The sequence below is a fragment of the Streptomyces sp. NBC_00386 genome, from assembly GCF_036063235.1.
Lineage (GTDB): Bacteria > Actinomycetota > Actinomycetes > Streptomycetales > Streptomycetaceae > Streptomyces.
The window spans coordinates 6,717,328-6,743,222 of sequence record NZ_CP107950.1 but is presented as its reverse complement, the minus strand read 5'-3'; the positions used below and the strand labels follow the sequence as shown (position 1 = coordinate 6,743,222).

Annotated in this window: 27 protein-coding genes; 21 read left to right on the top strand and 6 right to left on the bottom strand. The window is 71.1% G+C overall.

All coding sequences use genetic code 11. The features are described 5' to 3' along the window. Positions 1 to 114 precede the first annotated feature (114 nt). The 3 genes from lipA to OG780_RS29565 all read left to right on the top strand — a co-directional run bounded on the left by lipA (position 115) and on the right by OG780_RS29565 (position 2,368). Complete coding sequence (gene lipA / locus OG780_RS29575; RefSeq protein ID WP_328453235.1) at positions 115 to 1,080, top strand: lipoyl synthase; 966 nt, start codon at positions 115 to 117, stop codon at positions 1,078 to 1,080. A 292-nt stretch (positions 1,081 to 1,372) separates the two neighbouring features. Continuing rightward, positions 1,373 to 1,567: an SCO2195 family GlnR-regulated protein gene (locus tag OG780_RS29570; protein ID WP_326788203.1), complete on the top strand. Its 195-nt coding sequence runs from the start codon at positions 1,373 to 1,375 to the stop codon at positions 1,565 to 1,567. A 102-nt stretch (positions 1,568 to 1,669) separates the two neighbouring features. Further along, the gene (locus OG780_RS29565; protein ID WP_328453233.1) at positions 1,670 to 2,368 is read left to right on the top strand and encodes a DUF4191 domain-containing protein; all 699 of its coding nucleotides are present in this window, start codon (positions 1,670 to 1,672) and stop codon (positions 2,366 to 2,368) included. A gap of 497 nt (positions 2,369 to 2,865) precedes the next feature. Here the strand turns inward: OG780_RS29565 and OG780_RS29560 are convergent, their stop codons facing one another. Further along, the gene (locus OG780_RS29560; RefSeq protein WP_328453231.1) at positions 2,866 to 3,333 is read right to left on the bottom strand and encodes an RDD family protein; all 468 of its coding nucleotides are present in this window, start codon (positions 3,331 to 3,333) and stop codon (positions 2,866 to 2,868) included. A gap of 199 nt (positions 3,334 to 3,532) precedes the next feature. Here OG780_RS29560 and glnA point away from each other — a divergent pair, with 199 nt between their 5' ends. The 5 genes from glnA (at position 3,533) to OG780_RS29535 (ending at position 8,325) form a co-directional block, all read left to right on the top strand. After that, complete coding sequence (gene glnA, locus OG780_RS29555) at positions 3,533 to 4,942, top strand: type I glutamate--ammonia ligase (protein WP_328453229.1); 1,410 nt, start codon at positions 3,533 to 3,535, stop codon at positions 4,940 to 4,942. Positions 4,943 to 5,154: 212 nt separating this feature from the next. Beyond that, positions 5,155 to 6,099, top strand: a complete 945-nt coding sequence (htpX, locus tag OG780_RS29550) for a zinc metalloprotease HtpX (RefSeq protein WP_328453227.1) — start codon at positions 5,155 to 5,157, stop codon at positions 6,097 to 6,099. 4 nt (positions 6,100 to 6,103) lie between these two features. Further along, entirely contained in the window at positions 6,104 to 6,688 is a 585-nt protein-coding gene (gene pspAB, locus OG780_RS29545) for a PspA-associated protein PspAB (RefSeq protein ID WP_328453225.1), read from the top strand. Between the two features lie 121 nt (positions 6,689 to 6,809). Beyond that, positions 6,810 to 7,454: a DUF1269 domain-containing protein gene (locus OG780_RS29540; RefSeq protein WP_328453223.1), complete on the top strand. Its 645-nt coding sequence runs from the start codon at positions 6,810 to 6,812 to the stop codon at positions 7,452 to 7,454. A gap of 97 nt (positions 7,455 to 7,551) precedes the next feature. Then, positions 7,552 to 8,325, top strand: a complete 774-nt coding sequence (locus OG780_RS29535; RefSeq protein ID WP_328453221.1) for an alpha/beta hydrolase — start codon at positions 7,552 to 7,554, stop codon at positions 8,323 to 8,325. A gap of 13 nt (positions 8,326 to 8,338) precedes the next feature. On the opposite strand, the gene OG780_RS29530 is transcribed toward OG780_RS29535, so the two are convergent. Beyond that, on the bottom strand, positions 8,339 to 9,697 hold the full coding sequence (locus OG780_RS29530; protein ID WP_328453219.1) for a DUF2252 domain-containing protein: 1,359 nt from the start codon (positions 9,695 to 9,697) through the stop codon (positions 8,339 to 8,341). A 5-nt stretch (positions 9,698 to 9,702) separates the two neighbouring features. Next, positions 9,703 to 10,233, bottom strand: coding sequence for an FxLYD domain-containing protein (locus OG780_RS29525; protein ID WP_328453217.1), 531 nt, complete (start codon positions 10,231 to 10,233; stop codon positions 9,703 to 9,705). 190 nt (positions 10,234 to 10,423) lie between these two features. Between OG780_RS29525 and OG780_RS29520 the strand changes: the two genes are divergently transcribed. Beyond that, positions 10,424 to 11,620 (top strand): winged helix DNA-binding domain-containing protein, encoded by a 1,197-nt coding sequence (locus OG780_RS29520; protein ID WP_328453215.1) that lies wholly within the window; start codon positions 10,424 to 10,426, stop codon positions 11,618 to 11,620. 154 nt (positions 11,621 to 11,774) lie between these two features. On the opposite strand, the gene OG780_RS29515 is transcribed toward OG780_RS29520, so the two are convergent. After that, the gene (locus OG780_RS29515) at positions 11,775 to 12,083 is read right to left on the bottom strand and encodes a hypothetical protein (RefSeq protein ID WP_328453212.1); all 309 of its coding nucleotides are present in this window, start codon (positions 12,081 to 12,083) and stop codon (positions 11,775 to 11,777) included. A 163-nt stretch (positions 12,084 to 12,246) separates the two neighbouring features. Here OG780_RS29515 and OG780_RS29510 point away from each other — a divergent pair, with 163 nt between their 5' ends. The 7 genes from OG780_RS29510 (at position 12,247) to OG780_RS29480 (ending at position 19,268) form a co-directional block, all read left to right on the top strand. Beyond that, positions 12,247 to 12,606 (top strand): arsenate reductase family protein, encoded by a 360-nt coding sequence (locus tag OG780_RS29510; RefSeq protein WP_328453210.1) that lies wholly within the window; start codon positions 12,247 to 12,249, stop codon positions 12,604 to 12,606. Between the two features lie 138 nt (positions 12,607 to 12,744). After that, positions 12,745 to 13,431 carry a hypothetical protein gene (locus OG780_RS29505; RefSeq protein ID WP_328453208.1) on the top strand — a complete coding sequence of 229 codons (687 nt, stop codon included), beginning with the start codon at positions 12,745 to 12,747 and terminating at the stop codon, positions 13,429 to 13,431. Between the two features lie 438 nt (positions 13,432 to 13,869). Further along, positions 13,870 to 14,898, top strand: a complete 1,029-nt coding sequence (gene glnII / locus OG780_RS29500) for a glutamine synthetase (protein ID WP_326788189.1) — start codon at positions 13,870 to 13,872, stop codon at positions 14,896 to 14,898. Between the two features lie 136 nt (positions 14,899 to 15,034). Further along, positions 15,035 to 15,256, top strand: a complete 222-nt coding sequence (locus OG780_RS29495; RefSeq protein WP_328453205.1) for a hypothetical protein — start codon at positions 15,035 to 15,037, stop codon at positions 15,254 to 15,256. 285 nt (positions 15,257 to 15,541) lie between these two features. Beyond that, positions 15,542 to 16,147 carry a winged helix-turn-helix domain-containing protein gene (locus OG780_RS29490; protein ID WP_328453203.1) on the top strand — a complete coding sequence of 202 codons (606 nt, stop codon included), beginning with the start codon at positions 15,542 to 15,544 and terminating at the stop codon, positions 16,145 to 16,147. A gap of 130 nt (positions 16,148 to 16,277) precedes the next feature. Continuing rightward, the gene (locus OG780_RS29485; protein WP_328458464.1) at positions 16,278 to 17,264 is read left to right on the top strand and encodes an SDR family oxidoreductase; all 987 of its coding nucleotides are present in this window, start codon (positions 16,278 to 16,280) and stop codon (positions 17,262 to 17,264) included. Between the two features lie 444 nt (positions 17,265 to 17,708). Then, positions 17,709 to 19,268 carry a DUF1996 domain-containing protein gene (locus OG780_RS29480; RefSeq protein WP_328453201.1) on the top strand — a complete coding sequence of 520 codons (1,560 nt, stop codon included), beginning with the start codon at positions 17,709 to 17,711 and terminating at the stop codon, positions 19,266 to 19,268. A gap of 85 nt (positions 19,269 to 19,353) precedes the next feature. Here the strand turns inward: OG780_RS29480 and OG780_RS29475 are convergent, their stop codons facing one another. Continuing rightward, positions 19,354 to 19,818 (bottom strand): hypothetical protein, encoded by a 465-nt coding sequence (locus OG780_RS29475; protein WP_328453199.1) that lies wholly within the window; start codon positions 19,816 to 19,818, stop codon positions 19,354 to 19,356. A gap of 156 nt (positions 19,819 to 19,974) precedes the next feature. Here OG780_RS29475 and OG780_RS29470 point away from each other — a divergent pair, with 156 nt between their 5' ends. The 5 genes from OG780_RS29470 (at position 19,975) to OG780_RS29450 (ending at position 25,528) form a co-directional block, all read left to right on the top strand. Then, positions 19,975 to 20,484, top strand: coding sequence for a tetratricopeptide repeat protein (locus tag OG780_RS29470; RefSeq protein WP_328453197.1), 510 nt, complete (start codon positions 19,975 to 19,977; stop codon positions 20,482 to 20,484). A gap of 284 nt (positions 20,485 to 20,768) precedes the next feature. Continuing rightward, a complete protein-coding gene (locus OG780_RS29465; protein WP_328453195.1) occupies positions 20,769 to 22,697 on the top strand; it encodes a hypothetical protein in 1,929 nt (642 codons plus the stop codon). Between the two features lie 111 nt (positions 22,698 to 22,808). Next, entirely contained in the window at positions 22,809 to 23,720 is a 912-nt protein-coding gene (locus OG780_RS29460) for a metal-dependent hydrolase (RefSeq protein WP_328453193.1), read from the top strand. Continuing rightward, positions 23,720 to 24,769 (top strand): PDR/VanB family oxidoreductase, encoded by a 1,050-nt coding sequence (locus tag OG780_RS29455; protein ID WP_328453191.1) that lies wholly within the window; start codon positions 23,720 to 23,722, stop codon positions 24,767 to 24,769. Before OG780_RS29460 ends, OG780_RS29455 begins: the two co-directional genes overlap by 1 nt. 57 nt (positions 24,770 to 24,826) lie before the next feature. Further along, the gene (locus OG780_RS29450) at positions 24,827 to 25,528 is read left to right on the top strand and encodes a TetR/AcrR family transcriptional regulator (RefSeq protein WP_328453189.1); all 702 of its coding nucleotides are present in this window, start codon (positions 24,827 to 24,829) and stop codon (positions 25,526 to 25,528) included. Between the two features lie 10 nt (positions 25,529 to 25,538). On the opposite strand, the gene OG780_RS29445 is transcribed toward OG780_RS29450, so the two are convergent. Next, on the bottom strand, positions 25,539 to 25,895 hold the full coding sequence (locus OG780_RS29445) for a 5-carboxymethyl-2-hydroxymuconate Delta-isomerase (protein ID WP_328453187.1): 357 nt from the start codon (positions 25,893 to 25,895) through the stop codon (positions 25,539 to 25,541).

The following is a 25,895-nucleotide window of genomic DNA, read 5'->3' as shown; positions in this document are numbered from 1 at the left end:
CGGAGACCCCTCGGGAATGCACCCCCGCTCCCGAAGGTTGCCCACCTCGGGGGCCGAGAACCGCACGGGCGTACCCTGGTGTACGCCGAAGAATCGAAGTTACAGGGAGCCGATGTGTCCGCAGTCGCACCCGACGGACGCAAGATGCTGCGCCTGGAGGTCCGGAACAGCCAGACCCCCATCGAGCGCAAGCCCGAGTGGATCAAGACCCGGGCGAAGATGGGTCCCGAGTACACGAAGATGCAGGCGCTCGTGAAGAGCGAGGGTCTGCACACGGTCTGCCAGGAGGCGGGCTGTCCCAACATCTACGAGTGCTGGGAAGACCGCGAGGCCACCTTCCTCATCGGCGGTGACCAGTGCACGCGGCGCTGTGACTTCTGCCAGATCGACACCGGCAAGCCGGAGGCCCTGGACCGGGACGAGCCGCGCCGTGTCGGTGAGTCCGTCGTCACGATGGACCTGAACTACGCCACCATCACCGGCGTCGCCCGCGACGACCTGGAGGACGGCGGCGCCTGGCTGTACGCCGAGACGGTCCGCCAGATCCACGCGCAGACCGCCGGCCGCGAGGCCGGACGCACCAAGGTCGAACTGCTCGCCCCGGACTTCAACGCCGAGCCCGAGCAGCTCGCCGAGGTCTTCTCCTCGCGCCCCGAGGTCTTCGCGCACAACGTCGAGACGGTCCCCCGGATCTTCAAGCGGATCCGTCCGGGCTTCCGCTACGAGCGCTCGCTCAAGGTCATCACCGAGGCCCGTGACTACGGTCTGGTCACGAAATCGAACCTGATCCTCGGCATGGGCGAGACCCGCGAAGAGGTCAGCGAGGCGCTCCGGCAGCTGCACGAGGCGGGCTGCGAGCTCATCACGATCACGCAGTACCTGCGCCCCTCCGTGCGCCACCACCCCGTGGAGCGCTGGGTCAAGCCGCAGGAGTTCGTGGAGCTCAAGGAGGAGGCCGAGGAGATCGGCTTCTCCGGCGTCATGTCGGGCCCGCTGGTCCGCTCCTCGTACCGGGCCGGCCGCCTCTACCAGATGGCCATCGAGAAGCGTGGCGCGTACGTCGCCTCCCAGGCGGTCTGATCCCCCGAACGGCACACGTTGCGAAAGGAAAGCGGTGGCACTGAGTGCCACCGCTTTCGTGTGAATCCGCGCACAAGCAACTCGCCCTTCACAACGGCCCGTTCACACCCCCTCACGGCATCCCCGCAGCTGAACGCAGCGTCAGGAAGGGGGTAGGAAAGCGACCCGCGGTATCAAGGTTTCATTGGTGTTTGACCGCTCGGTCACGTACTGGTAACACCAGTCAGTGACTCTGGTTCCACGTCACACACGTCCCCGTCCGAGCCGTCGATCCCGAGGGGGGATCTCCATCATGCAGGCCGCGCCCGTACGCGCCACCGCGATTCCGTCGTTCACCGATGCACTGCGTGCCGTCGAATCACTGCTCATGAGCAGTGGGCAGCGCACCGCCCGCCGCAATGCCTGGACCTCCGTCCTGGAGGACCGCCGCCGCGCCAAGGACCGGGTCGAGGCGCAGCGCGTGCTGGAATCCGTCACCCGTTCCTGATCGGCGCCGGTCAGCGCCGATCGATCCGGTCACGGCAGCCGCGGCCCCGCTCGCCCGGTACTGCCGTCGTCGGCACTTCGCGGGCCACGTAGACTCGTGGGCATGGCGAGGAAGGAAACCGCAGCGGACGCTGCGAACCCCGGGCGACTCAAGCAGATCGCTCTGACGTACAAAATGACCCGCAAGGCCGATTCCAAGATCGGTCTTGTACTCGCGGCTGTCGGAATTCTCACCCTCGGTGTCTTCCTCGCGATCGGCTTCTTGATCGGCCACCCGGTCTATCTCGGCATTCTCGGGCTGCTGCTCGCCCTCCTCGCGACGGCGATCGTCTTCGGACGCAGGGCCGAGCGGGCCGCCTTCGGGCAGATGGAGGGCCAGCCTGGCGCGGCCGCGGCGGTGCTCGACAACGTCGGCCGAGGCTGGACCACGACCCCCGCGGTCGCGATGAACCGCAGCCAGGACGTGGTGCACCGCGCGGTCGGCAAGGCCGGCATCGTGCTGGTCGCCGAGGGCAACCCGAACCGGGTCAAGACCCTGCTGGCCGCCGAGAAGAAGAAGATGGCGCGGATCGTCTCGGACGTCCCGGTGCACGACATCCTCGTGGGCACCGGCGAGGGTCAGGTCGAGCTGAAGAAGCTCCGCACGACGATGCTGAAGCTGCCGCGTGTGCTCGCCGGCCCCCAGGTCACCGCGACCAACGACCGGCTGCGCGCGATGGGCGACCTGATGAGCAACATGCCGCTGCCGAAGGGTCCGATGCCCAAGGGCATGCGGATGCCGCGGGGCGGTCCCAAGCGGTGACGCTCGCGCTGGCTTGACCAGTCCTACGACGATGGGGCGCCCGGAGTTTCTCCGGGCGCCCCATCGTCGTTGCGTGCGCCCCTCCGCGGGGCGGGGTTCTCCGCCGCCGGGGCAGGCCGTTCCCTCGTGGCGGGTCGGCCTCCGCCGGGGCAGGTGCCCCTCCGCCGGGGCGGTCGTCCGCCCACCGGACCGGAGCGCCCTTCGCCAGGGGAGGTACTCCGCCGGGGCAAGCGCCCCTTCGCCAGGGTGGTGCCCCGCCGGGGCAGGTGCCCCATCGCCGGGGCGGGTCGTTCCCCTACCGGAGCGAGACCCTTAGCCGTGGCGGGTGGCCTTCGCCAGGCCGGTCGTCCGCTCACCGGACGGGGCGCCCTTCGCCAGGGTGGTGCCCCATCGCCGGGGGCGGTCGTTCCCTCACCGGGGCAGGTGGCCCTTCGCCGGGGCCGGGTGGCCTTCGGCGGCGGTTGTCGGGTCGGCGGGGGTGGGGTTGGTCGGGGGTGTCAGATGCGGACTTCGATCGTGTGGGCCAGGCGGTCGTGGAGGCCTCGGCCGTCGCGGTCCCAGATCAGGGCCGGAACGGCCACGCACAGGAGCGCGGTGCGCAGCAGGACGCGCAGCGGGTTCAGCCGGCCGCCGCCCTCGGCCACGACACGCAGACCCAGCAGACGCTTGCCCGGAGTGAAGCCGACGGAACCGACCGTGAGGACACCGACGACGAAGAAGACCAGCAGGGCCCAGTTGCCCGTAGCCTGGTCATAGCCGTCGGTGAGCAGCCCGTATGCGATCAGGAGGCACAGGCCCCAGTCGACGGCGAGGGCGCCCATACGGCGGCCGGGGCGGGCGATCGAGCCCGGTCCGTGCTCCGGGAGACCGAGCTGTTCGCCCCGGTATCCGAAGTCGACACCGGCTTCCTCCGCAGCCGCGCGGGGGCCGGAGAGCCACGATCCGATTGCTTGCCTGTTGTCCACCCGTCCAAGGTACTGTGCCCGTTTTGCCATACGGACAGGAGGGGCCCGGAGGGCCGCAGTCGGTTAACTTGGGCGAAACAAATGGGTCACGCTGGAGAAATCCCCCGTCCCTATGGTCGGCCCCAGCGTGTGCCACCGCACTGGCCGCACGAACGAACTACCACCCCGGTCCACAGTGGGCGGGAGTAGGAGGAGCTGGATGTTCCAGAACGCCGACGAGGCCAAGAAGTTCATCGCGGACGAGGACGTCAAGTTCGTCGATGTCCGCTTCTGCGACCTGCCGGGTGTGATGCAGCACTTCACGATCCCGGCCGAGGCCTTCGACCCGGCTGAGGAGCTCGCCTTCGACGGCTCCTCCATCCGCGGCTTCCAGGCCATCCACGAGTCCGACATGGCGCTTCGCGCCGACCTGTCCACCGCGCGCGTCGACCCCTTCCGCCGCGACAAGACGGTCAACATCAACTTCTTCATCCACGACCCGATCACGGGCGAGCAGTACTCCCGTGACCCGCGCAACGTGGCCAAGAAGGCCGAGGCCTACCTCGCGTCCACCGGCATCGCCGACACCGCGTACTTCGGCCCCGAGGCCGAGTTCTACGTCTTCGACAGCGTGCGCTTCAAGACCGCCGAGAACGAGTCCTTCTACCACATCGACTCCGAGGCCGGCGCCTGGAACACCGGCGCGCTCGAGGACAACCGTGGCTACAAGGTCCGCTACAAGGGCGGCTACTTCCCGACCCCGCCGGTCGACCACTTCGCCGACCTCCGTGCCGAGATCTCCCTGGAGCTGGCCGCGTCCGGCCTCCAGGTCGAGCGCCAGCACCACGAGGTGGGCACCGCCGGCCAGGCCGAGATCAACTACAAGTTCAACACGCTGCTCGCCGCGGCCGACGACCTCCAGCTCTTCAAGTACATCGTGAAGAACGTCGCCTGGCGCAACGGCAAGACCGCGACCTTCATGCCGAAGCCGATCTTCGGTGACAACGGCTCGGGCATGCACGTCCACCAGTCCCTGTGGAGCGGCGGCTCCCCGCTGTTCTACGACGAGGCCGGCTACGCGGGCCTGTCGGACATGGCCCGCTACTACATCGGCGGCATCCTCAAGCACGCCCCGTCGCTGCTCGCCTTCACCAACCCGACGGTGAACTCGTACCACCGCCTGGTCCCCGGCTTCGAGGCCCCGGTCAACCTGGTGTACTCGCAGCGCAACCGCTCCGCGGCCATGCGTATCCCGATCACCGGCTCGAACCCGAAGGCCAAGCGCGTCGAGTTCCGCGCGCCCGACTCCTCCGGCAACCCGTACCTGGCGTTCGCGGCCCTGCTGATGGCCGGTCTGGACGGCGTCAAGAACAAGATCGAGCCGGCCGAGCCGATCGACAAGGACCTCTACGAGCTGGCTCCCGAGGAGCACGCGAACGTCGCCCAGGTCCCGACCTCGCTCCCGGCCGTCCTCGACTCGCTGGAGCGCGACCACGAGTTCCTGCTCGCGGGCGACGTCTTCACGTCCGACCTGATCGAGACGTGGATCGACTACAAGCGCACGAACGAGATCGCGCCGCTCCAGCTGCGTCCGCACCCGCACGAGTTCGAGCTGTACTTCGACGTGTAAACCCGTCGCTCCAGCCGCACACGTCCTCGGCCGCGTCCTTCCTCCGGGAGGGGCGCGGCCGACGCGTTTCTCCCCCGCCGGCAACGGGCGCGGGGCCGCGCGCCGAGGGGGAATTCCTTTGCCCACCGCGGGGCCTATCGGCACCTGTTCATGGGGAACCGCAGGCGCACAATGGAGAGCGGGACGAGTGCCCGACTGCGGGGTGGTGCGAGATGCGGAGCCGATTCCGGAACGATCGGCAGCTGACCGTGCGGATGACGGTCACGCTGTTCCTGCTCGGATTGCTGTACGTGGCCTTCGTCGCCGCGTTGATCGTGTTGCTGAAGTCCTGGGTGCTGGTCGTCGTGATCGCGGCCGGGCTCCTTGTCGCGCAGTACTGGTTCTCGGACCGGATCGCGCTGTACGCCATGCACGGACGGATCGTGGAGCGGGAGGAGTATCCCCAGCTCCACGGCGTCGTCGACCGGCTGTGCGCCGTGGCCGACATGCCCAAGCCGCTCGTCGCCGTGTCGGACCTCGACATGCCGAACGCGTTCGCCACGGGACGCAACGCCGATCACGCCGTGCTCTGCGTGACCACGGGGCTGCTGCGCCGCCTGGAACCCGACGAGCTCGAAGGCGTCCTCGCGCACGAGCTGTCGCACGTGGCGCACAAGGACGTCGCCGTGATCACCGTGGCGTCGTTCCTCGGGGTCCTCGCCGGGCTGATCGTACGGTTCGCGTTCTACTCTCAGCTCTTCGGCGGTCGGGGCCAGAAGGACCAGAACACCGTGGCCGTCTTCGCCGTGGTGATGGCGGTGTCCGCGGCCGTGTACGCCATCAGCTTCATGCTGATCAGGGCGCTCTCCCGGTACCGCGAACTGGCCGCCGACCGTTCCGCGGCCCTGCTCACCGGCCGTCCCTCGGCGCTGGCGTCCGCACTGACCAAGGTGACCGGTGACATCGGGCGGATCCCGACGAAGGACCTGCGCACCGCGCAGGCCTTCAACGCCTTCTACTTCACCCCCGCGCTCGGCGCCCAGCCGGGCATCGCCAACCTGTTCTCGACCCACCCGAGCCTGGAGCAGCGGCTCGCGCAACTGGCCCGCATCTCCGCCGAGCTGGGCGAGCCCGCGGTGCCGGACACGGGCGCCCCGGCTCCCGGAGAGGTTCTCTGACCGCATGGGGTTCCTGGACATCCTGCTCGGCCGCAGCAAGCCCGCCGCACCCGACCTCGACCGGCTCTTCGCCCTGCCGTCGGCGGCCGTGACCCTCCAGGCGGCGACCGGGTTCGTCCCGACCGGCACGGGAGCGGTGTGCTTCACCTCCGTCGAGGGCGGGGCCTTCGCCCAGGCCCGTCAGGAGGCACAGGACCTGCTGGACGCGGACACCGGGCGGACGGGCCCGAGGGTGGAACCGATCCGGGACGAGTACGGCTACTCGTGGCTGGTCTCCCGCCGCGCGCCCGACGACCTGCCGGCGCTGGTGAGCGATCTGCACGCGGTCAACAGCTCCCTGGAGGGCACCGGCTTCGGTCCCCAGCTCCTCTGCTCCGTGGTGGGTTTCGAGGACACCGGGCAGCGGCGGCTCGGTCTGGTCTATCTGTACAAACGCGGGACCTTCTTTCCCTTCGCGCCGCTCGCCGGCGGGGGCGAGCGGCGCGACAACGCGCTCGAACTCCAGATCAAGGCGGCCCTGGCCGACGACCTGCGCATCGAGCAGGACCTCGCCCGCTGGTTCCCGATCTGGGGCGCCCCGGGACTGTGACCGCGCCGGTGCCGTAGTCACTTCAGGCGTTCCTGGCGGCGTCGCGGACGTACTTTTCCCCGACTGCACCCCACCCCATATCGCTATAAAGTCGTACGAAATCGACACAAGGGGTGCCCTCATGAGCAATCTGTTCGTCGTCGCCTACAACGATGTCGCCACCGCCGGGCGGGTGCGCGACAAGCTGTTCGAGCTGTCGAAGCAGCATCTCGTCGAGCTGGAGGACGCGGTCGTCGTCGAGCGGAGCGAGGACGGCAGGATCAAGCTGCATCAGGCGGTCAGTCACACGGCCGTCGGCGCGGCCGGAGGCGCGCTGTGGGGCGGTGTCATCGGACTGCTCTTCCTGGCGCCGCTGCTCGGTGCGGCGGTGGGCGCGGCGGCCGGTGCCGCCGGAGGCGCGGTCACGGACACCGGCATCAACGACAAGTTCATGAAGGATCTCAGCCAGAATCTGCGGCCGGGCGCGGCCGCGCTGTTCGTCCTGGTCAAGCAGGCGGCCGGGGACAAGGTGATCCCGCAGATCGCCGAGTTCGGCGGCCAGTTGGTGCAGACCTCGCTGAGCCAGGACCAGGAGGACCACCTGCGCGAGGCGGTCGCCGCGGCCCAGGCGAAGGCGGCCGCCGCCACCGCGCCGCCGGAAGCGGGCGGTACGGCCGCACCCGCGAAGGGCGCGCCGACGGCCGCCTCCGGGACGGGTGCCACGGGCACGCCCGAACCGGCCAGCACCCCCGAACCGGACACGAACGGCGCTCCCGCCTCTTCCTGAGCCGAACGGGCTCCGCCACCGGCCCGCCTCCCCGAAAGGGAGTTATCCAGCCACGGCCGCCTCGGGAGCGGCTCCGTCCGTGTGCGTGAATGGGGAGATGCTCTCTGCCTTCACGCACGACCACGACGGTGAACGACTGAGTTGTGTCAGCGGCGGCGGTGGCGACGGCGCGGCGACCGCCGTCCTGATGCACGGCGCGGGCAACGGCAGCAAGGAGCGACTGCTCCCCCTGCTCGGCGAGTTCGCCGCCCGCGGTTGCGCGGGACTCGCGTTCGACTTCTCCGGACACGGCGAAAGCACCGGCGCACTGGGCGAGTTGAGCCTTCGGCTGCGTTTCGATCAGGCCGTGTCCGTGATCGACGCGACGGTTCCGGCGGGCGCCCCGCTGATCCTGGTCGGGTTCAGCATGAGCGGCCAGACGGTGGCCGATCTCGCACGGCACTACGGGCGACGCGCGGTGGCGCTCGTGCTGTGCGCGCCCGCGGTGTACGCCGCCGAGGCCTGGCCCCTTCCCTTCGAGGACCCCGAGAGCCCCTCGCGGCAGGACGGCCCGGAGGCGGAGAGCCGCTTCAGCCGGATCATCCGCACCCCGGACAGCTGGCGGCGGGCTCCCGCGTTCGACGTGCTGCGGGCGTACGAGGGCCGCGCTGTGCTCGCCGTACCCGCCAAGGACACGATCATCCCGCCCGCCGTGACGGAGGCCGTCGCGGACGCCCTCACCGCTCGCTCCGACTTCACCCGCTTCGAACTGCCCGACGCCGATCACCTGCTGGGCCTCTGGTTCCGCGACCACGCCGAGGACCGGCGCCGGCTCGTGGACCTCGCCCTCTCCGGCCTCGGCGTCCCGGTGCCCTCGGCCGCCGGCGCCTGACCGGCCGGCGGCCTCACACCCCCGGAGCCGCCGGGACCACGCCCGCGATGACCGCCGCGCCCAGGGCCGCGTGGTCGGTGGCGTTGCGGTCGGTGTAGCGCAGCGCGAAGTTCGCGACGGCCCGCTCGAAGGTGTCGGCGCCGCCGAGATAGGCGGCGATCGCGACCCGGTCACCGGAGCGGGCGTGCGCGCGGGCCAGGGCGGTGCCGCACAGCCGGGCGTAGGCGCGCAGTTCACCCGGACTCATGCCGCCGACGTCCGCGCCGGCCTTCATGTCGTGGAGCTGGCGCCAGTAGAACGAGCGCCCTTCGGGGCCGGTCGTCCAGCCGAGGAAGACGTCGCCGGCGGCCTGCATCAGCCGCTGGCCCGCGACGACCCGGCGCCCGGGATGGACGTACGGGCCGCTCGGCAGATGCTCTTCGAGTACGGACCGTCCCGCCTGCTTGATCTGGAGGAACAGCGGGTCGTCGGCGTCCCGCCCGGCGAGCAGCACGATGAAGCAGCGGGTGCCGACACTGCCCACGCCCACGACCTTGCGGGCCGCGTCGACGAACCGGTAGCGGTCCAGGAGCAGACGGCGTTCCTCGGGGAGCGTGGAGCGGTAGTCGCTGAAGATCTTGCGGAGCGAGGCCATGTCCATGGCTCCGGCCGGTTCCAGCAGGGGCGGGTCGTGGACGATACGGCAGCGTCCGTCGACGGTCTCGGTGAGTTTGCCGAGAGCCTGGAGGCTGGTGCGGCGGCGGGCCCGGGTGAGGGTGGCCTCCGCGCGCCGGCGCCGGCGTCCCGAGCGGACCAGCGGCAACAGCAGGTCGGCGTCGATGTGCTGGTACCAGACGGCCAGTTCACCCTGCCGGGCCAGCCGTCGCACGGACTCGCGGTACTGCCCGGCGGCGGCTCGTGCCGCGCCGAAGACGTGCTCCTCCTTGTGCCCGTTCTCCCGGGCCGCGACCGCGACACTGGCCGCGAGCCGTTTGACGTCCCACTCGAAGGGGCCGGGGAAGGTCTCGTCGAAGTCGTTGAGGTCGAAGAGCAGGGAGCGTTCCGGGGCGGCGTACAGGCCGAAGTTCAGCAGGTGGGCGTCGCCGCACAGCTGGACGGTGAGCCCGGTGTGGGGCTGGGCGGCCAGGTCTGCCGCCATGACGGCGGCGCCCCCGCGCAGGAACGCGAGCGGTGACGCCGCCATCCGCGCGTACCGGATCGGCAGCAGTTCCGGAAGCCGGTCCCTGCCCTGCGCCTGGAGGAGGCCGACGGGGTCGGGGCGGTCGGCGGCGGGGATCCAGACGCCGTGCGCGGAACGGGGCACCTGTTTGCGGGCCGCCCGGCCCCGGGCCGCCCGGTCCGCCGTGGTGGCCGTGACGCTGTTGCGGAGCACGGCCGTCAGTGCCTCACGGCGCGGGCGACGTCGGTCTTGACGTCACCGGTGAGGGAGCGGTTGCTGCGGGCGGTGCCCTCCTTGGAGGCGCCTCCCGCGACGTCGTTCACCGTCACGACGGTCGTGTCGAGGAGGTTGCCGCTGGTGTCGGTGAAGTCGACCTGGACGACGTAGGACTTCGCCGAGGAGGTGGGATTGGTGACGGTGACCTTGACCGTGGCGCGACCGTCGGAGTCGGGGCTCGCGGTTCCGTCGAGCTTCACCTCGCCCTTGGCGTCCACGCCGCCCTTGAACTCGTCGAACTTCCGGCCGGCCTCGGCGGTCGCGGAGGCGAGGGCGTCACCGGCCTCGGTGGCGGCGGACGCGGCCTCCGAGACGGCGGACGCGGCCTTGGAAGCGGCGGACGCGGCCTTGGAGGCGGTGTCGGAGGGGCTGCTGTCGTCCGAACAGGCGGCCAGTTGCGTGGCCAGGGCCGCCACCACGGACACGGCCAGGACGAGTCGGACCGGTCCTCGTATGCCGTCCCTCTGCTGCATCGTCTCTCCCCACGTGGTCCTGGTGCGCCTCCGGATCCCGCTTCCTCGCGGTGGCCCCAGTCAAGGCCGCGGGCGGGGCCGCCGCATGCCCGGCTGCGCCCAACGGGTGAACGTCGTCCCGCGAGGGGCGGACGTCCGAGAGGATGAGGAACGCGGAGCAAGGAGCACGGAGCGAGGGGACGGAGACGACGTGACGGGGAAGCCGCGGCATATCGGGGTGGCGGAGCGGCGGGCACGGCTCGGGCTGCGGCAGCGGCTCGTGGGCGCCACGCGGGCGAAGACCCCTGAGGAGGTGGCGGACTCGCTGGTCGCGCTGCACGGCACCGACCCCGCGACGGTCTACCTGGCGGTGGGCGCGCGGCTCAGGGACGCCCGGACGACGGTGGCGCGGGTGGAGCGGGCCCTGTACGAGGACCGTTCGCTCGTACGGATGCACGGCATGCGCAACACCGTGTTCGTGTTCCCCACCGGCCTGGCGGCCGTCGTGCACGCCTCGACGGCGCTCGACATCGCCGCGAAGACCCGTGCCGGACTGGTCAAGGACATGGCCTCCGGAAGCGACGGGCGGCTGACCGGGCCGTGGCTCGACGAGGTCGAGGCGTCCGTGCTCGCCGCGCTGGCCCGGCGCGGACAGTCCACGGTGAACGAACTCACCGCGGACGAGCCGCGGTTGAAGGAGCAGTTCGTCTACGCGCCGGGGAAGAGTTACGAGGCCGTGCAGACCGTGTCGTCCCGTCTGATGCGTCTGCTGGGGGTCGAGGGCCGGGTGGTGCGGGGGCGTCCGCTCGGGTCCTGGACGTCGAGCCAGTTCCGCTGGGCGGTCGCGCCGCCGCATCCCCCGCTCCCGCCCGCCGAGGCCCGCTCCACGCTGCTGAACCGCTGGCTCACGGCCTGCGGGCCCGCCACCGAGGCCGACCTGAAGTGGTGGACGGGCTGGAAGGTCACCGACGTACGGCGGGCACTGGACGGGTGCGGGGCGGTGACCGTCTCGCTCGACGACGGGGTCACGGCGTACGTGGCGGCGGGCGACGAGGGCCCGGTCGAGGGGCCGGATGCACCCTGGGCCGCCCTGCTGCCCGCCCTCGATCCGGCGCCCATGAGCCGGGCGGAGCGGGACTGGTTCCTCGAACCGTCCCTGCGGTCCGCCCTCTTCGACCGCAGCGGCAATGTGGGGCCGACGGTGTGGTGGGACGGGCGGGTGGTCGGGGGGTGGGCGCAGCGGCCCGACGGCGACATCGTCTGGCGGCTTCTGGACACCGGGGGCGTCGGCCGCGAGGCCCTGGACGCGATCTCGGCGGAGGCCGAGCGCCTCGGCGCCTGGGTGGGCGGCACCCGGATCACCCCACGCTTCCGGACGCCCCTGGAGAGGGAGCTGTCGGCGCAGTGAGGTGGCCCGGCCCGGACGGCGTGCCGGCATCGGGGCACGGGACGGCGCCGGCACCTCGGTCGGTGCCGGCGCCGGGATCGATACCGGGACGGCGCCGGGTGACCCCGCTACGCGGCGGGGTCACCCGGCGCCGGTGAACGGCGCGCTCGGACTGTCAGCGCGCGTACCTCATCAGGGCACGCACCATGTGGCACGTGGTGTCCGACGGCGGGTGCACGCCGATGAGTTGCGCGGTGCTGCGGATCTTCTCGTCACGGGCCTGGTTCGGCACGTACACACCGGAGTCGAGCAGGGCTATGGCGAGTCGCATCGCCTTGAGCCGGCGGTTGTGCGTGATGTACCAGTCGCGGGGGCGCCCCGGCGGCAGCGGGCGCTTCTCGACGGGCTTGTACGGCAGATCCAGCAGGACCGCCGTCTTCGATGTGGACTGGGTGGGCAGCGGCTTCAGTGCGGCAACGGGCACGGGCATCCTCCTGTCGCGGTCAGGGCGCCGTCCGGACCACCCGGCGACACCCTCGAACACTGCTTCTATTCTACCGCCGGGCACTGACAAAGCCGCTGGCCACAAGGGTTCCGGGGATGCCGTGACAGCCGTGTCCGAAGGTGTCTGCCGTACCGTGTGGGGCATGGAGATCTGGATCAATCCGGCCTGTTCGAAGTGCCGCAGCGCGATCAGCCTGCTCGACGCCGAGGGCGCCGAGTACACCGTCCGCCGCTATCTGGAGGACGTGCCCGGCGAGGACGAGATCCGCGACGTCCTCGACCGTCTCGGCCTCGAACCGTGGGACATCACGCGGACCGGGGAGGCCGACGCGAAGGAACTGGGGATCGAGGAGTGGGCGCGGGACGCCGGTTCACGGGACCGGTGGATCAAGGCGCTGTCCGAGCACCCGAAGCTGATCCAGCGGCCGATCATCACCGCGGACGACGGGACCGCGCTGGTGGGCCGCACGGAGGAGGCGGTACGGGAGGCCATGTCCCGGTAGCCGGCCGGGCCCGCGCCCCGGAACTCCTCAACTACCGTGTGATCCAGGTTACTTAAGTGAATGTCGTAACCGTTGAGTAACTACGTTCGGCATCTCGTACATAGCGGCGTAACGCTCCCCCACTCTCTGGAGGCGCGCATGTCGCGTAGGAGAACTCTCAGCACCAAGAAGAAGATCGCTCTGCTGGTCAGCGCGGCGACCGTGGCCGGCGGCGGGGCCTTCGCCCTGGCCGCCACCTCGAACGCGGCGTCCGTGCAGACCGCTCAGACCTCGGTGGCGTGTCAGGGCCTGGCCACCGCGCTCGGCAACAACCAGAGCTTCATCGCGGACCAGAAGGCCCACCCCGACTCCCAGTCGGCGGCCAGAATCGCGAACCGCGAAGCGGTCATCGCGCAGATCAAGGTTCAGCAGCAGGCGTCGGGCTGCGCTGTCGGGGAATCGGCTCAGGACTCCCAGACCGGCCAGCAGAACGCCCAGCAGCCCGCGCAGCCCGCGCAGTCCGCACCGGCCCAGGCCGCCCCCGCGGCTCCGGCGCAGAGCGCCCCCGCGAACAACGCGGGCGGTGGCGCCGCCACCGGTCAGCAGGTCTGCAACGGTTCGACCGTCACGCTCTCCGGCGAGGGCGGCGCGCCGGCCGCGTCCAGCAACCAGTTCCCGGCCGGAACGAAGCTGAAGGTCACCAACCTGGACAACAACAAGTCCACGACCGTCGAGGTCACCTCGGTGTCCGGCAGTTGCGCCCTGCTGAACAACGCGGCCTTCGAACAGGTCCGCGAGCCGGGCAAGTTCCTGATCCGCCGAGCCCTCATCGAGAAGGTGGGATAACAGGCAGAACGGATCAGAAGCCCTGTCGTCGCCGACCTGTCACGGGTCGGAGGCGGCAGGGCTTTCGCATGAGCGGTGCGGCTTCCCGCAAGGACGGGCGGTGCGCCCCTGGGACGCCCGAACCGGTCGACAAGGGGGCACACCGCCCATGCCGTCCTCACCCGGATCGCATACGAGCGGCCCCCTGCGGACCGCCGGGTCCGGGGCGGGCGGCGGGCCGGACGATCGCGACCGCGAACGATCACACGCGGGCGGCCGCGCCGGAACGGCTCGTGTGAGACCGGGCACATACGGCCCAGGTAACACGGGGTTCACATTCGGGCAATGATCGGGAAACCGCTGGTTGACAGGCTTCCGGACATCCCCGGCGGCGCCCCAGTGCCGCAGCGCCGCAGCACCCGCAAGTGCGATCAAGACCCACCCCGAAGGATGTGGCCCGTGAGCTTCAAGGCTGAGTACATCTGGATCGACGGCACCGAGCCGACGGCCAAGCTCCGTTCCAAGACGAAGATCCTGGCCGACGACGCCAAGGGCGCGGAGCTGCCGATCTGGGGCTTCGACGGCTCCTCGACGAACCAGGCCGAGGGTCACGCCTCGGACCGCGTACTCAAGCCCGTGGCCAGCTTCCCGGACCCGATCCGCGGCGGCGACGACATCCTCGTCATGTGCGAGGTGCTGAACATCGACATGACGCCGCACGAGTCCAACACCCGTGCCGCGCTGGCCGAGGTCGCGGAGAAGTTCGCCGCGCAGGAGTCGATCTTCGGCATCGAGCAGGAGTACACCTTCTTCAAGGGTGCGCGCCCGCTCGGCTTCCCCGAGGGCGGCTTCCCGGCCGCGCAGGGCGGCTACTACTGCGGTGTCGGTGCCGACGAGATCTTCGGCCGTGACGTCGTCGAGGCGCACCTGGACAACTGTCTCAAGGCGGGTCTCGGCATCTCCGGCATCAACGCCGAGGTCATGCCCGGTCAGTGGGAGTTCCAGGTCGGCCCGCTCGCGCCGCTCGAGGTCTCGGACCAGCTGTGGGTCGCCCGCTGGCTGCTCTACCGCACCGCCGAGGACTTCGGTGTCTCCGCGACGCTGGACCCGAAGCCGGTGAAGGGCGACTGGAACGGCGCGGGCGCGCACACCAACTTCTCCACCAAGGCCATGCGCGAGGGCTACGACGCGATCATCACCGCGTGCGAGTCGCTCGGCGAGGGCTCCAAGCCGATGGACCACGTCAAGAACTACGGCGCCGGCATCGACGACCGTCTGACGGGCCTGCACGAGACCGCCCCGTGGAACGAGTACAGCTACGGCGTCTCCGACCGCGGTGCCTCGGTCCGCATCCCGTGGCAGGTCGAGAAGGACGGCAAGGGCTACATCGAGGACCGTCGTCCGAACGCGAACGTCGACCCGTACGTCGTGACGCGTCTCATCGTCGACACCTGCTGCACCGCCCTGGAGAAGGCCGGCCAGGTCTGATCCCGCCCAGCCTGTCCCGAGGGGGCGCCCACCGTCACGGTGGGCGCCCCCTCGCGTTGTCGGTGGGGGCCACCGGCTGGAACACCGCCGCGGCGAGGAGGAGTTCTCCGGTACGAACCTCACCGACCGGAAACGGGTGGCGGACCTCCTGACCGGCCGGGCGCTGCGGCGCGAGGGCTGGGACGCGGGCGTGGACTGGGAGCCGGTGGACCTCGGACCGCGCGAGGAGGTGCCCGAACTGCCGGACGAGGTGCGCGAGAAGGTCGAGGAGCGGGTACGGCTGTCGCCGCGCTGCGGCTACGACTCCCGCGAGGTGCCGGCGACGTCGGCTTCACGCCAGGAAGCGTCCGAGCAGTGAGAGGAGGCTCCTGTCACGGGGCCGTGTCTGCTTCAATGGGTTCATGGCCAACTTCCAGAAGTGCATCGCGACGGGTCGCCATGACCTCGAGCCCTTCTGGCCCTCCCGTCAGCACCACGACTTCGACCGGGTGTGTTGTCGCGCGACGAACGCGCCGGCCCTCTAAAGCCGTACACCCCCGGCCTTCGGCCAGCGCGCACGACGTACGTCCTCGACGAGCCCGACCACGAACTCGCGGCCGTCGAACCTCCCGACGAACTTCTCGCGCGAAAGAGCTGACCTCTCATGGCGACCACTCGATCCTTCTCCTCCGTCGCGACGTCCCCCATCCCCTCGACCGCCCCGGCACGGCACCGGCTGCGTGCCGTCGACCGGGACGAGGTCCCGGACGTGGCGACCTTCCTTCCGCCGGGCGCCACCTGGCTGCCCGCCCCCCAGAACGCGCTGCCCGTCCTGCCGGGACAGCCGCCGATGATCGGCTACCTGGTCCTCGTACCGGCCGACCAGCAGCCCCTGTTGCCGGTCGCCGTGACCGGCCCGGCCGAACCCCCGGCCGCCACCGGTGACCTCACCGAGGCCACCGGCGACGGTTCCGCCGACCCGCTGGTGCGCGTCGACGCCGTGCAGCGCACCGCCGAGGTCGACGGGCGGGCACTGGACCTCACGTACCTGGAGTTCGAGCTGCTCGCGCATCTCGTCCGCCATCCACACCGGGTGCACACCCGCGACCAGTTGGTCTCCACGGTGTGGGGCTACGGACATGTCGGCGACGGGCGGACCGTCGACGTCCATGTCGCGCGGCTGCGCCGCAAGCTCGGCGCCCAGCACCGGCTGGCGATCCAGACGGTGCGCCGGGTGGGGTACAAGTACACGCCACCGATGGGCCGTTGACCCGTCCGGCCGGAGAACGGCCCGGTTCCGGCCGGGTGCCGGCCCGCCCCGCGAATCTTCTGTCGGCAGATTCGCGTGCCTCCGGGCGGGCCGTGCGGGCAGAGTCGTCCGTATGACACGGAGACTTCTGATGCTGGGCGGTACGGAGTTCGTGGGGCGCGCGGTCGTGGAGGCCGCGCTCGCCCGGGGGTGGGACGTCACCGTCTTCCACCGCGGCCGCCACGAACCGCCGGCCGGGGCGCGGTCGCTGCTGGGCGACCGCACCTCGCCGGACGGGCTCGCGGCGCTCGCCGGCACCACGGACACCTGGGACGCCGTCGTCGACACCTGGTCGGCGGCGCCGCGGCCGGTCCGGGACGCGGCCCGCCTGCTGGTGGGACGGGTGTCCCGCCATGTGTACGTGTCGAGCTGCTCGGTGTACGCCTGGCCCCGTGCCGCCGGGTACACCGAGAACGCGCCGCTCGTGGAGGGCGCGTCGGCCGGTGCGGACGCGAGCGACTACGCCCGGGACAAGCGGGGCGGGGAACTGGCCGCCGTCGAGGCCTTCGGCGGCGGGCGTTCGCTGCTCGTGCGGTGCGGGCTGATCCTCGGGCCCTACGAGAACATCGGGCGGCTGCCGTGGTGGCTGAACCGGATCGCGGCGGGGGGTCCGGTGCTCGCTCCGGGGCCACGGGACCTGCCTCTCCAGTACATCGACGTCCGGGACCTGGCGGAGTGGACGCTCGGTGCGGTGGAGGCGGAACTCGGCGGGGCGTACAACCTGGCAGGTCCCCCGGGGCACGGCACGATGGGGGCGCTGCTCGACGCGTGTGTCCGGGCCACCGGGGCACGGGCCGAGCTCCGCTGGACGGACCCCGAGACCGTGCTCGCGGCCGGGATCGAGCCGTGGACGCAGCTGCCGGTGTGGGTGCCGCCCGGGAGCGAGCTGCATGCCTCGGTGTACTCGGGCGATGTCTCACGGGCGCTGCGGACGGGCCTGCGGTGCCGGCCCGTCGAGGAGACCGTCCAGGACACATGGAGCTGGCTCCGGTCACTCGGGGGCCCCGAACCCCGGCGCGCCGACCGGCCGAAGGTGGGACTGGATCCCGCGGTGGAGGCGAAGGTCCTCGGAATGTGAAACCCGGAAATGCCCGGCCCGGACATTCCGGGCCCGTCGTACGGACGGGATCGCCGTGTTCCTCGGCGGGATTCGGCACGGCGAACCACTCCTGTCCGCCGGCAGACATCCTCAGCTCACCCGGCGGCCGGAGCCGGCCATGAACTTGGCTGCGCGGTGAGGCAGTTGAGGTCGCCTGCACGACTCCCGCGACGACCGGCGGCTGCGCTCCTCGAACCCGACGGCTACTGAATATGAGTCAAGGAATCGCCCTCAAACCTGAATATCGAGATCAACTCTCGTGAATTCGCGGGCTTCTGAGACCATTGTGACCGAATTGGCCTCACGACTTTCTAAGATTCTTTCGAGACCCCTGAACACCTCGCGCACCTCCCGCGTATGGAAAGGAGCCGCTTCACTCCTGTCGGGCGCCTCGCTGCCCCGCAAGGAAGTCAGAGGAGTTCCATGGGACGCAACATTCGAAAACGACGTTCGCCGCTGGCCGTTCGCGCCGTTGCCGCGTCGGCAGCGCTCGCGATCGGCGGGGGTGGGCTGGTCTGGGCGAATTTCTACGCCTCGGCACACGAGAGCAACTCGGGCCGAAACACCACCAAGGCCGCGCCCGCACAGGTGGCCACCATCAGCTGTCCGGACGTCGGCCAGAAGCTGTCCAACGTTCCGAAGCAGGCCCGGGGCGAGGTCGACGGGGAACTGGCGACGCTCGACCAGCAGATCACCACCGCCTACCAGCGCCTCGCGACCACCCGTGACGCTCAGGCGAGGGACGCGAGCTTCGTCCAGAACTCCATCCTCACGCCGCTCAAGCAGAACCGGTCGGTGATCATCGACCGGATCAAGCTGGAGATCAACCGCGTCGGCGGCAAGGCTCCGGGCTGGCTCGACGGTCTCTCCAACTGCACGGGACAGCCTGCGGCCGGACAGGCCAACGGCGGGCAGAACAACGGTGGCGCCACGGCCGCTCCGTCCGCCGGCGCGAGTGCCGGTGCGGGCGCGGGTGCCGGTGCGGGTGCCGGTGCCGGTGCCTCCGCGAGCGCAAGCGCAAGCGCCCCTGCCGGTGGTGCACAGGCGGGCAACGGCGGACAGGCCGGAAACGGTCCGGTCGCGGCCGACTTCGTCGACATCACGAAGGTCCAGCCGAACGTCGCCCGCAAGCCGGGGACCGGGGCGGCCGGTTCGTCCGGTGTGTTCAGCACGTCCTGCGGTGTCAACGCGAACAAGAAGTTCAACACGGACAACGTGATCGTGGCGCCCGGTGTCACCAACGGTGCGCACCACCTGCACGACTACGTCGGCAACCAGTCGAACGACGCCTTCGCCACCAACGACACCTTCGCGGCGGCCCAGACGTCCTGCGCCAACCAGGGCGACAAGTCGTCGTACTACTGGCCGGTCGTGCGTATCCAGAACGGTACGCAGGACTTCGACCAGAACAACCTGGGCGGCGGCAAGGAACTCAACGTCGGCGCGATCCAGCAGGTGAGGCAGGCGCAGATCAAGTTCGTCGGCAGCCCGACCAGCAAGGTCGTCGCGATGCCGAAGTTCCTGCGCATCATCACCGGTGACGCGAAGACCACGACCAACGGTCTCGCGAACGCCAACGCGCACTGGAGCTGCACCGGCTTCGAGAACAAGGTGCAGCTCACGGCGCAGTACCCGATCTGCCCGCGCGGCAGCACCGTGGTCCGCACCTTCGCCTTCCAGAGCTGCTGGGACGGGGTGAACGCCGACAGCGCGAACCACCGTACGCACGTGGCCTTCGCCGACGCCCAGGGCAACTGCGCCAACGGCTTCAAGGCGATCCCGCAGCTCACGATGCGCCTGGTCTACGGCTTCCGGGCCCCGACCCTCACCAACGGGCAGATCAAGAACGCCTACGCGGTGGACGGTTTCCCGGAGCAGCTGCACAAGGCCACCACCGACCACGACGACTTCATCAACGTCTTCGACGACGCCCTGATGAACAAGATGGTCACCTGCATCAACAACGGTCAGCGTTGCAGGTAACACCTGAGTTGTAGGTAACACCGGAGAAGGCCGGTGGCGGGATCTCCCGCCACCGGCCTTCTTCTCGTTCCCGGGTCCCGCGCGGTCAGCCGCTGTGGTGACCGGAGTGCCCGGTCCCGGTTCCCCCGTCACCGCTGCCTCCCGCGTGGTGCGAGGTCCCCTGCTCCAGGTTCCCGCCGAGCCGGCCACGCAGCGTCGTGACCATCTTCTGGTCCCCGACGGCGACCCACTTGGCGCCCACGAGGTACGAACCGCCGTAGTCCTTGGCCCCGTCGAGCCACTCGCGCTGGCCGCGGTCGGTGGCGAAGGTCGCCAGGATGAACTTGCCGGTGCTGATCTTGCAGACACCCTGGCGGATCTCGTCCGCGTCGGTCTGGATGCTCGGCTTGCACTTCACCTCGGCGGCCAGCTCCTCCAGACTGCCGGTCGCCGTGGCCGGGACGGTCTCCTTCGCCGCCGCGTCCTTGCCGTCCGATCCGCCGCAGCCCGTCAGTGCCAGCAGGGCGGCCACGGCGGCCCCGGCCAGAAGCTTCCCGCGTGTCAACCTCATACGTTCCTCCGGTACCTGTCGGCGTTCACGCCGAGAAGAGCCCCGGCAGGGGCTCTGCCTTCGATACGGCTCCGGGCCGCCCGGTGCTCAATCCGCCCCTTCGGCGGACGGGGAACCCGGTACCGCCCAGGACACGGCTGTGCGAGGGTGGCACCCGTGAACGAAGACTGGGAAGAGCGTACGACGGCGGCCTGGGCCGGCTTCGACGACTACGAGGAAGAGCGGGCGGCGGACTTCCGGGCCGTGATCGACGCGCTGGTCGCCGAACTGCCCGCGGACAGCCCCCTCGGCCCCTTCGAGCAGGCCTGCGCCTGGGACTCGACCGGCCACTCCGACAAGGCCGTCCCCCTGTACCGGGAGGCACTCGCCCGGGGCCTGAGCGGGTACAAGGGCCGCCGGGCGAAGATCCAGCTCTCCAGCTCGCTGCGGAACATCGGACAGGCGGACGAGGGTGTCAAGCTCCTCACCCCGGAACTGGTCGGCTCCTCGGACGAGTTGGACGACGCGGTGCGGGCCTGTCTGGCGCTCTGTCTCGCCGACCTCGGCCGCGAACGCGAGGGCCTGGCCCTGGTGATCGGCGCGCTGGCCCCCCATCTGCCGCGCTACCAGAGGTCGATGGCGAACTACGCGCGCCTTCTCGTGGAACCCGGTGAATCCTCGGACTGAGTCCTAAGGGCTGTCCCGTAATCCCCAATCCCCGGCGGGCGCACGACGACAGCTACGGCACTCCCCCGAGCTCTTCGAGCAGGGGGGACCCCCACGCCGCGTCGTCGGATCGCCCGAATACACCCGGTATGAGGACGACCCTCCGCCTTGCGATACTCCCCCACAGCCCGAAAGGCGTGGGAGGGGCCCCAGCATCTGACGCCGCGCGCTGATCCACCGGGGATTACGGGACAGCCCTTAGGCGGGGCCGGTGACCATCCGCCGATTCGCTCGTTCTGCTGAACGTGCAGTCACAGGATGTAGCCCCGCGCCCCGCACCCTCCTCCGGAGCCGTCGTCGACGTCGAGCAGGCCGAGGCCGCCCTCGTCGAGCACTACCCGCGGCTGGTCCGGCTCGCCTATCTGATGCTTCCGCCGGGCCTCGGCCGCAACCGGCGCGTGCTGACCGCGCACGCCCTCACCCAGCGCGCCCTGCCGCGGGGCCGGGCGGCGGGCGACGCGTCGGTGATCCCGGCCCAGCAGGGCGGCGGAGGCCGCGACGGCGACCCGGGCTACGCCTTCGTACGCCTCCAGGTGGTGCGTACGGCACTGGAGGCGGGACTGCCGCTCAGGCGGCGGGCGTGGCCCAAGCGGTCCCAGCTTCCGCCGTTCCTCCCCCTGGTGTGGGGCCTGCGGCTCTTCCCCCGCTCGGGCGGCGCCGACGAACTCGCCCTGGAACAACGGCTGTCCGCGCTCTCGGGGCCGGCGCGCGCCGCGTATGTGCTGCGCGGTCTGGAGAAGCTGGCCGACCCGCGGCTGCGCCAAGTGCTGTCGGCCGCGGGAGTCGAGGACCCGGCCGCGGCGCTGAAGGAGGCCTCGGGCGTCGAGGCACGGGACGCGCTGCTCGACTCCCCCGAGTTCGACGCCTGCTCGCTCCAGGCCCGGCCCACCGATCTGATGCGGCGCAGGCAGCACCTGAAGGCCGCCCTCGCCGCCACCGCCGCCGTGGCCGTGTGCGGCGCGCTCCTCGCGCTGCCGGGCGATGGCTGGGGCCCGGACGGCGCCGCGGCCCCCTCCTACGCGCAGAACCCGGCCGCCGAGGCCGCGCTCGACCCGGCCCGGCTGGCGCGGGTGGCGCCCGCGGCCTGGGAGTCCTCCGCCCGCACCGGCTTCTCCGTCTGGCCCGCGCGCGGTGGCCTCGTCGACGACACCGCCCTGCTGCGCCGCGCGCTCGCCGTCTGGGCCCGGCCCGGCGGGTCCGTCCACGTCTTGGCAGCGCCCGGCACACCCTCCGGCCCTCCGCCCGGACCTCCCCAGCTGCTGTACGCGGGCGATGTCGACCAGGCCCGCGTGGTGCTCCTCTACGACGGTCTGCGCATCGCCCGCTACGCCGAGCCGAAGGACGGCACGGGCGGCGCGGCCCTCGACTTCGCGCGGGCCGACGGCGCGAGCGGGGCGGAGGCGAGCGCGGTGGTACTGGGCCGGACCGACGGCAACGTCCGCTATCTGACCGCTCCCTGGGTGACCAAGGCCGCCGAGCGCGACCTGCTGAAGCCCTCCGCCGGCGCGATGGACCTCACCCTGTCCGCGGACGGCTCCACCTCTCCGCTGGCCGGAGCGCCGGGGACCGGCGCGTGCACGTCGTGGAACGTGCTCCAGGTCGAGGACGCCTCGGGCACCCGACTGCTCTCCGACCTCGGCGAGCTGATCCCGGCCCATCTCACCGCGGGCCGGCCGGCCGCGCCCCGGGAGGCTGCGGGAGCGCAGAACCTGCGGGAATGGGCGCCCTTCGCGTGCTCGCTGGCCTCCATGCGCTCGCAGGGCGTGCGGACCGTGAACGCCTGGCGGTACGCGAGCCAGCCGCTGCCCGACGGGAGCGGACCGGCCACCTGGGTGTGCACCCGCGCCGACACCTGGCGGGGCGGCGGCCCCCGGGTGCTGGCCCAGTTCCGCACCCCCGGCGGGACGTACGGGGCGGTCGTGGCGCAGGCCGAGAACTCCCCGGCCTGCGGCTCCCGCGATCCGCATGTGCTCGCCGGCGTGCTGTGGAAGTCCGGTGCGGGGACGTGGTACCTCCTCGCGGCCGGCGGCAAGGGGACGGCCTCGGTCGCCGCGACGGGCGGGGTGCGCGGTTCCGCCACGGGGCCCCTGCTCACCGTTCGGGCGGCGCAAGGAGCGCGGGCCGAGCTGAAGGGAACCCTGACGGACGGCCGGGGCATCACCGGGCTGCGCTGAACGCCCGTACGCCACAATGGACCGGACACCCGGCGCGGATTGCTGACATGGACGTAAACAAGTGGGCGCACAGGGCTTCTCCGGGCGCCTACCCGTCAGTACATTGACGCCATGTCTAACACGCAGGCCCGGCAGCCCCGGCCGGTCGAGTCCGAGCGGACGGCTCTCAAGGCACGGAAGGTGTCGTTCTCGTGGGAGGACACACCGCTGCACTGGGTGCCGGACGAACCGTTCGCCACGCACACCATGAATGTGCTGCACCTTCTGCTGCCGGCCGGCGAGCGGTGGTTCGTGCATGTCTACCGGCAGGTCCTGCCCCTCATCCGTGACGAGCGGCTGCGCCAGGACGTCATCGGGTTCATCGGGCAGGAGGCGACGCACTCGCAGGCGCACGACGAGGTGCTGCCCCACCTGGCGGAGCTGGGGCTCGACCCGACGCCTTACACCGCGCAGGTCGACTGGCTCTTCGAGAAACTGCTCGGCGACCGGACGCTGCCCCCGGGCAGGGCGCGCCGCTGGTGGCTGCTGGAGCGCGTCGCCCTGATCGCCGCGATCGAGCACTACACCGCCTTCCTCGGCGACTGGATCCTGAACGCCGAGGAGCTGGACCGGCGCGGCGCCGATCCGGTCATGCTGGATCTGATGCGCTGGCACGGCGCGGAGGAGGTCGAGCACCGCTCGGTGGCGTTCGACCTGTTCCTGCACGTCGACGGCAGCTACCGGCGGCGGGCGCGGACCTGGGCGACCGCCTTCACCGTCCTCGTCTTCCTGTGGCAGCGCGGCGCCCGGTTCTTCATGGAGAACGATCCGACGCTCGTGAACGGCAGGGCGAGCTTCAAGGACTTCTACACCAGCGGAAAACGGGGCGTGCTGCCGCCGACCGGGGACCTGCTGAGGTCCGTCCCCCGCTATCTCAGCCGCACCTACCACCCCTCGCAGGAGGCCTCCACCGAGCAGGCGGTCGCCTACCTCGCCTCCTCCCCGGCCGCGACGGCCGCCGAGAAGAACACGGGTGCCGCGTGATGCCCAGGCTGGGGACCGCCGTCGCCGTCGCCGGCGCGGCCGTGCTCGCCCGGCGTGCGCTGCGCCGCCGGATCGGGGCGTCACCGCTGTGGCCGCTGCCCGCCCTGGAGGATCCCCGCTCCGGCCGGCCCCGCACCCGGGCCCTGCGGCTGCCGGTCGCCCGGCACGAGCCCGTCGCCGACGGTGTCGTCCTGCTGCGCCTGGAAGGGACCGGGCTGCCGCCCTGGGAGCCGGGAGCCCATCTCGATCTGGTGCTGCCCTCGGGGCTCGTCCGGCAGTACTCCCTGTGCGGGGACCCGGAGGACCGCTCCTCCTACACCCTCGCGACCCGGCTCGTCGAGGACGGCCGGGGCGGATCGCGCGAGGTGCACGAACATCTCCGTCAGGGCATGCGGGTCGAGGTGCGCGGACCGCGCAACCGCTTCCCGCTCGTGGACGCGCCGGCGTACGTCTTCGTCGTGGGCGGGATCGGGATCACCCCGGTCCTGCCGATGCTGCGGGCCCTCCCGGAGGGCACCGACTGGCGGTTGCTGTACGGCGGCCGGACACGCGCCTCGATGCCGTTCCTGGAGGAGATCGGGAAGCTGGACCGCTCGAAGGTCACCGTCGTCGCCGAGGACGAGGACGGACTGCCCGACCTGGAGGCGCTGTTCGCGGATCTCGCCCCGGGCGCGGCGGTCTACTGCTGCGGACCGGACGGGCTCACGGCGGCGGTCGAGGCACGGATCCCGGCGAACGCGACACTGCACCTGGAACGGTTCACCGCCCGCGCGCCCGCCGGGGGCGACACCGCCTTCGAGGTCGAACTGCGGCGCAGCGGACGCACGGTGACCGTGCCCGCCGGCTCGACGGTCCTCGCCGCGGTCCGCACCGAGCTGCCCGGCACGCTCTACTCCTGCGAGCAGGGATTCTGCGGAACCTGCCGGCAGCGGGTCCTGGAGGGGGAGATCGAGCACCGGGACGAGCTGCTGACGGACGCGGAACGTGACGACTCGATGCTCATCTGCGTCTCGCGGACACGAGGTGAGCGAATCGTGCTGGACATGTGAACATCCGCCGCCCGTACCGGCCCGATCCGGGCCGGATCCGATCGGTAAAGTGTCCGCATGACAACCGGGGTACGCCGCAGGATGGGTGTCGAGGAGCGACGGGAGCAGCTCATCGGCGTCGCCCTCGACCTGTTCAGCCGACGCTCGCCCGACGAGGTCTCCATCGACGAGATAGCCTCGGCCGCGGGCATCTCCCGACCGCTGGTGTACCACTACTTCCCGGGCAAACTCAGCCTGTACGAAGCGGCGCTGCAGCGCGCGGCGGACGACCTCGCGGGCCGGTTCGTGGAGTCCCGCGAAGGCCCGCTGGGGGCGCGGCTGCTGCGGGTGATGCGCCGCTTCTTCGACTTCGTGGACGACCACGGGCCCGGTTTCGCCGCGTTGATGCGGGGCGGCCCGGCCGTCGGCTCGTCGACGACCAACGCGCTCGTGGACGCCGTACGGCAGGCGGCCTATCTCCAGATCCTGTCGCATCTGGAGGTCGAGGACCCGCCCGCCCGGCTGGAGCTGGTGATCCGTTCCTGGATCTCGCTCGTCGAGTCGACCGCGCTGATCTGGCTGGACGGACGGCGGATTCCGCGCGGCGAGCTGGAGGTTCAGCTCGTGCACGACTTCGCGGCCCTGGCGTCGGTGAGCGCCGCCTACGACCCGGAGGTCGCCGCGCTGCTGCGCAGGAGCCTCGGGAACGAACCGGGCGACGGGCCGTTCACCGACCTCGTCGTCCGGCTGCTCGCGCTCGCCGCGCCGCCACAGGCCTGAGGCGCGGGCGTTACGCCTCGAACTTGCGGTAGGACGGGTCGAGGTCGCGCACCTCGGCCGAGGCGTGCAGTTCCAGTCCCCCGGTCTGCTTCACATGAACCTTCAGCAGCTCCAGCACGGCCTCGGTCAGCTTCGCCTTGACCTCCTCGGTCCGCCCGGCGAGCAGACCGAGGGTGACATGGACGACGGCGTGTCCGCCGGGGTCCGCGCCGACGACGGTGTCCTCGGTCCGGCGGAACTGCGTCTTGCACGCGCCGATCTTCGCGGCGGCCGTCTCGACCACCTCCGCGTGCAGCGCCAGGGCGAACCCGCGCCGGTCGAAGGCGTCTTCGAGCGGTGCGGAGTAGTCGACGGTGATCTGCGGCAT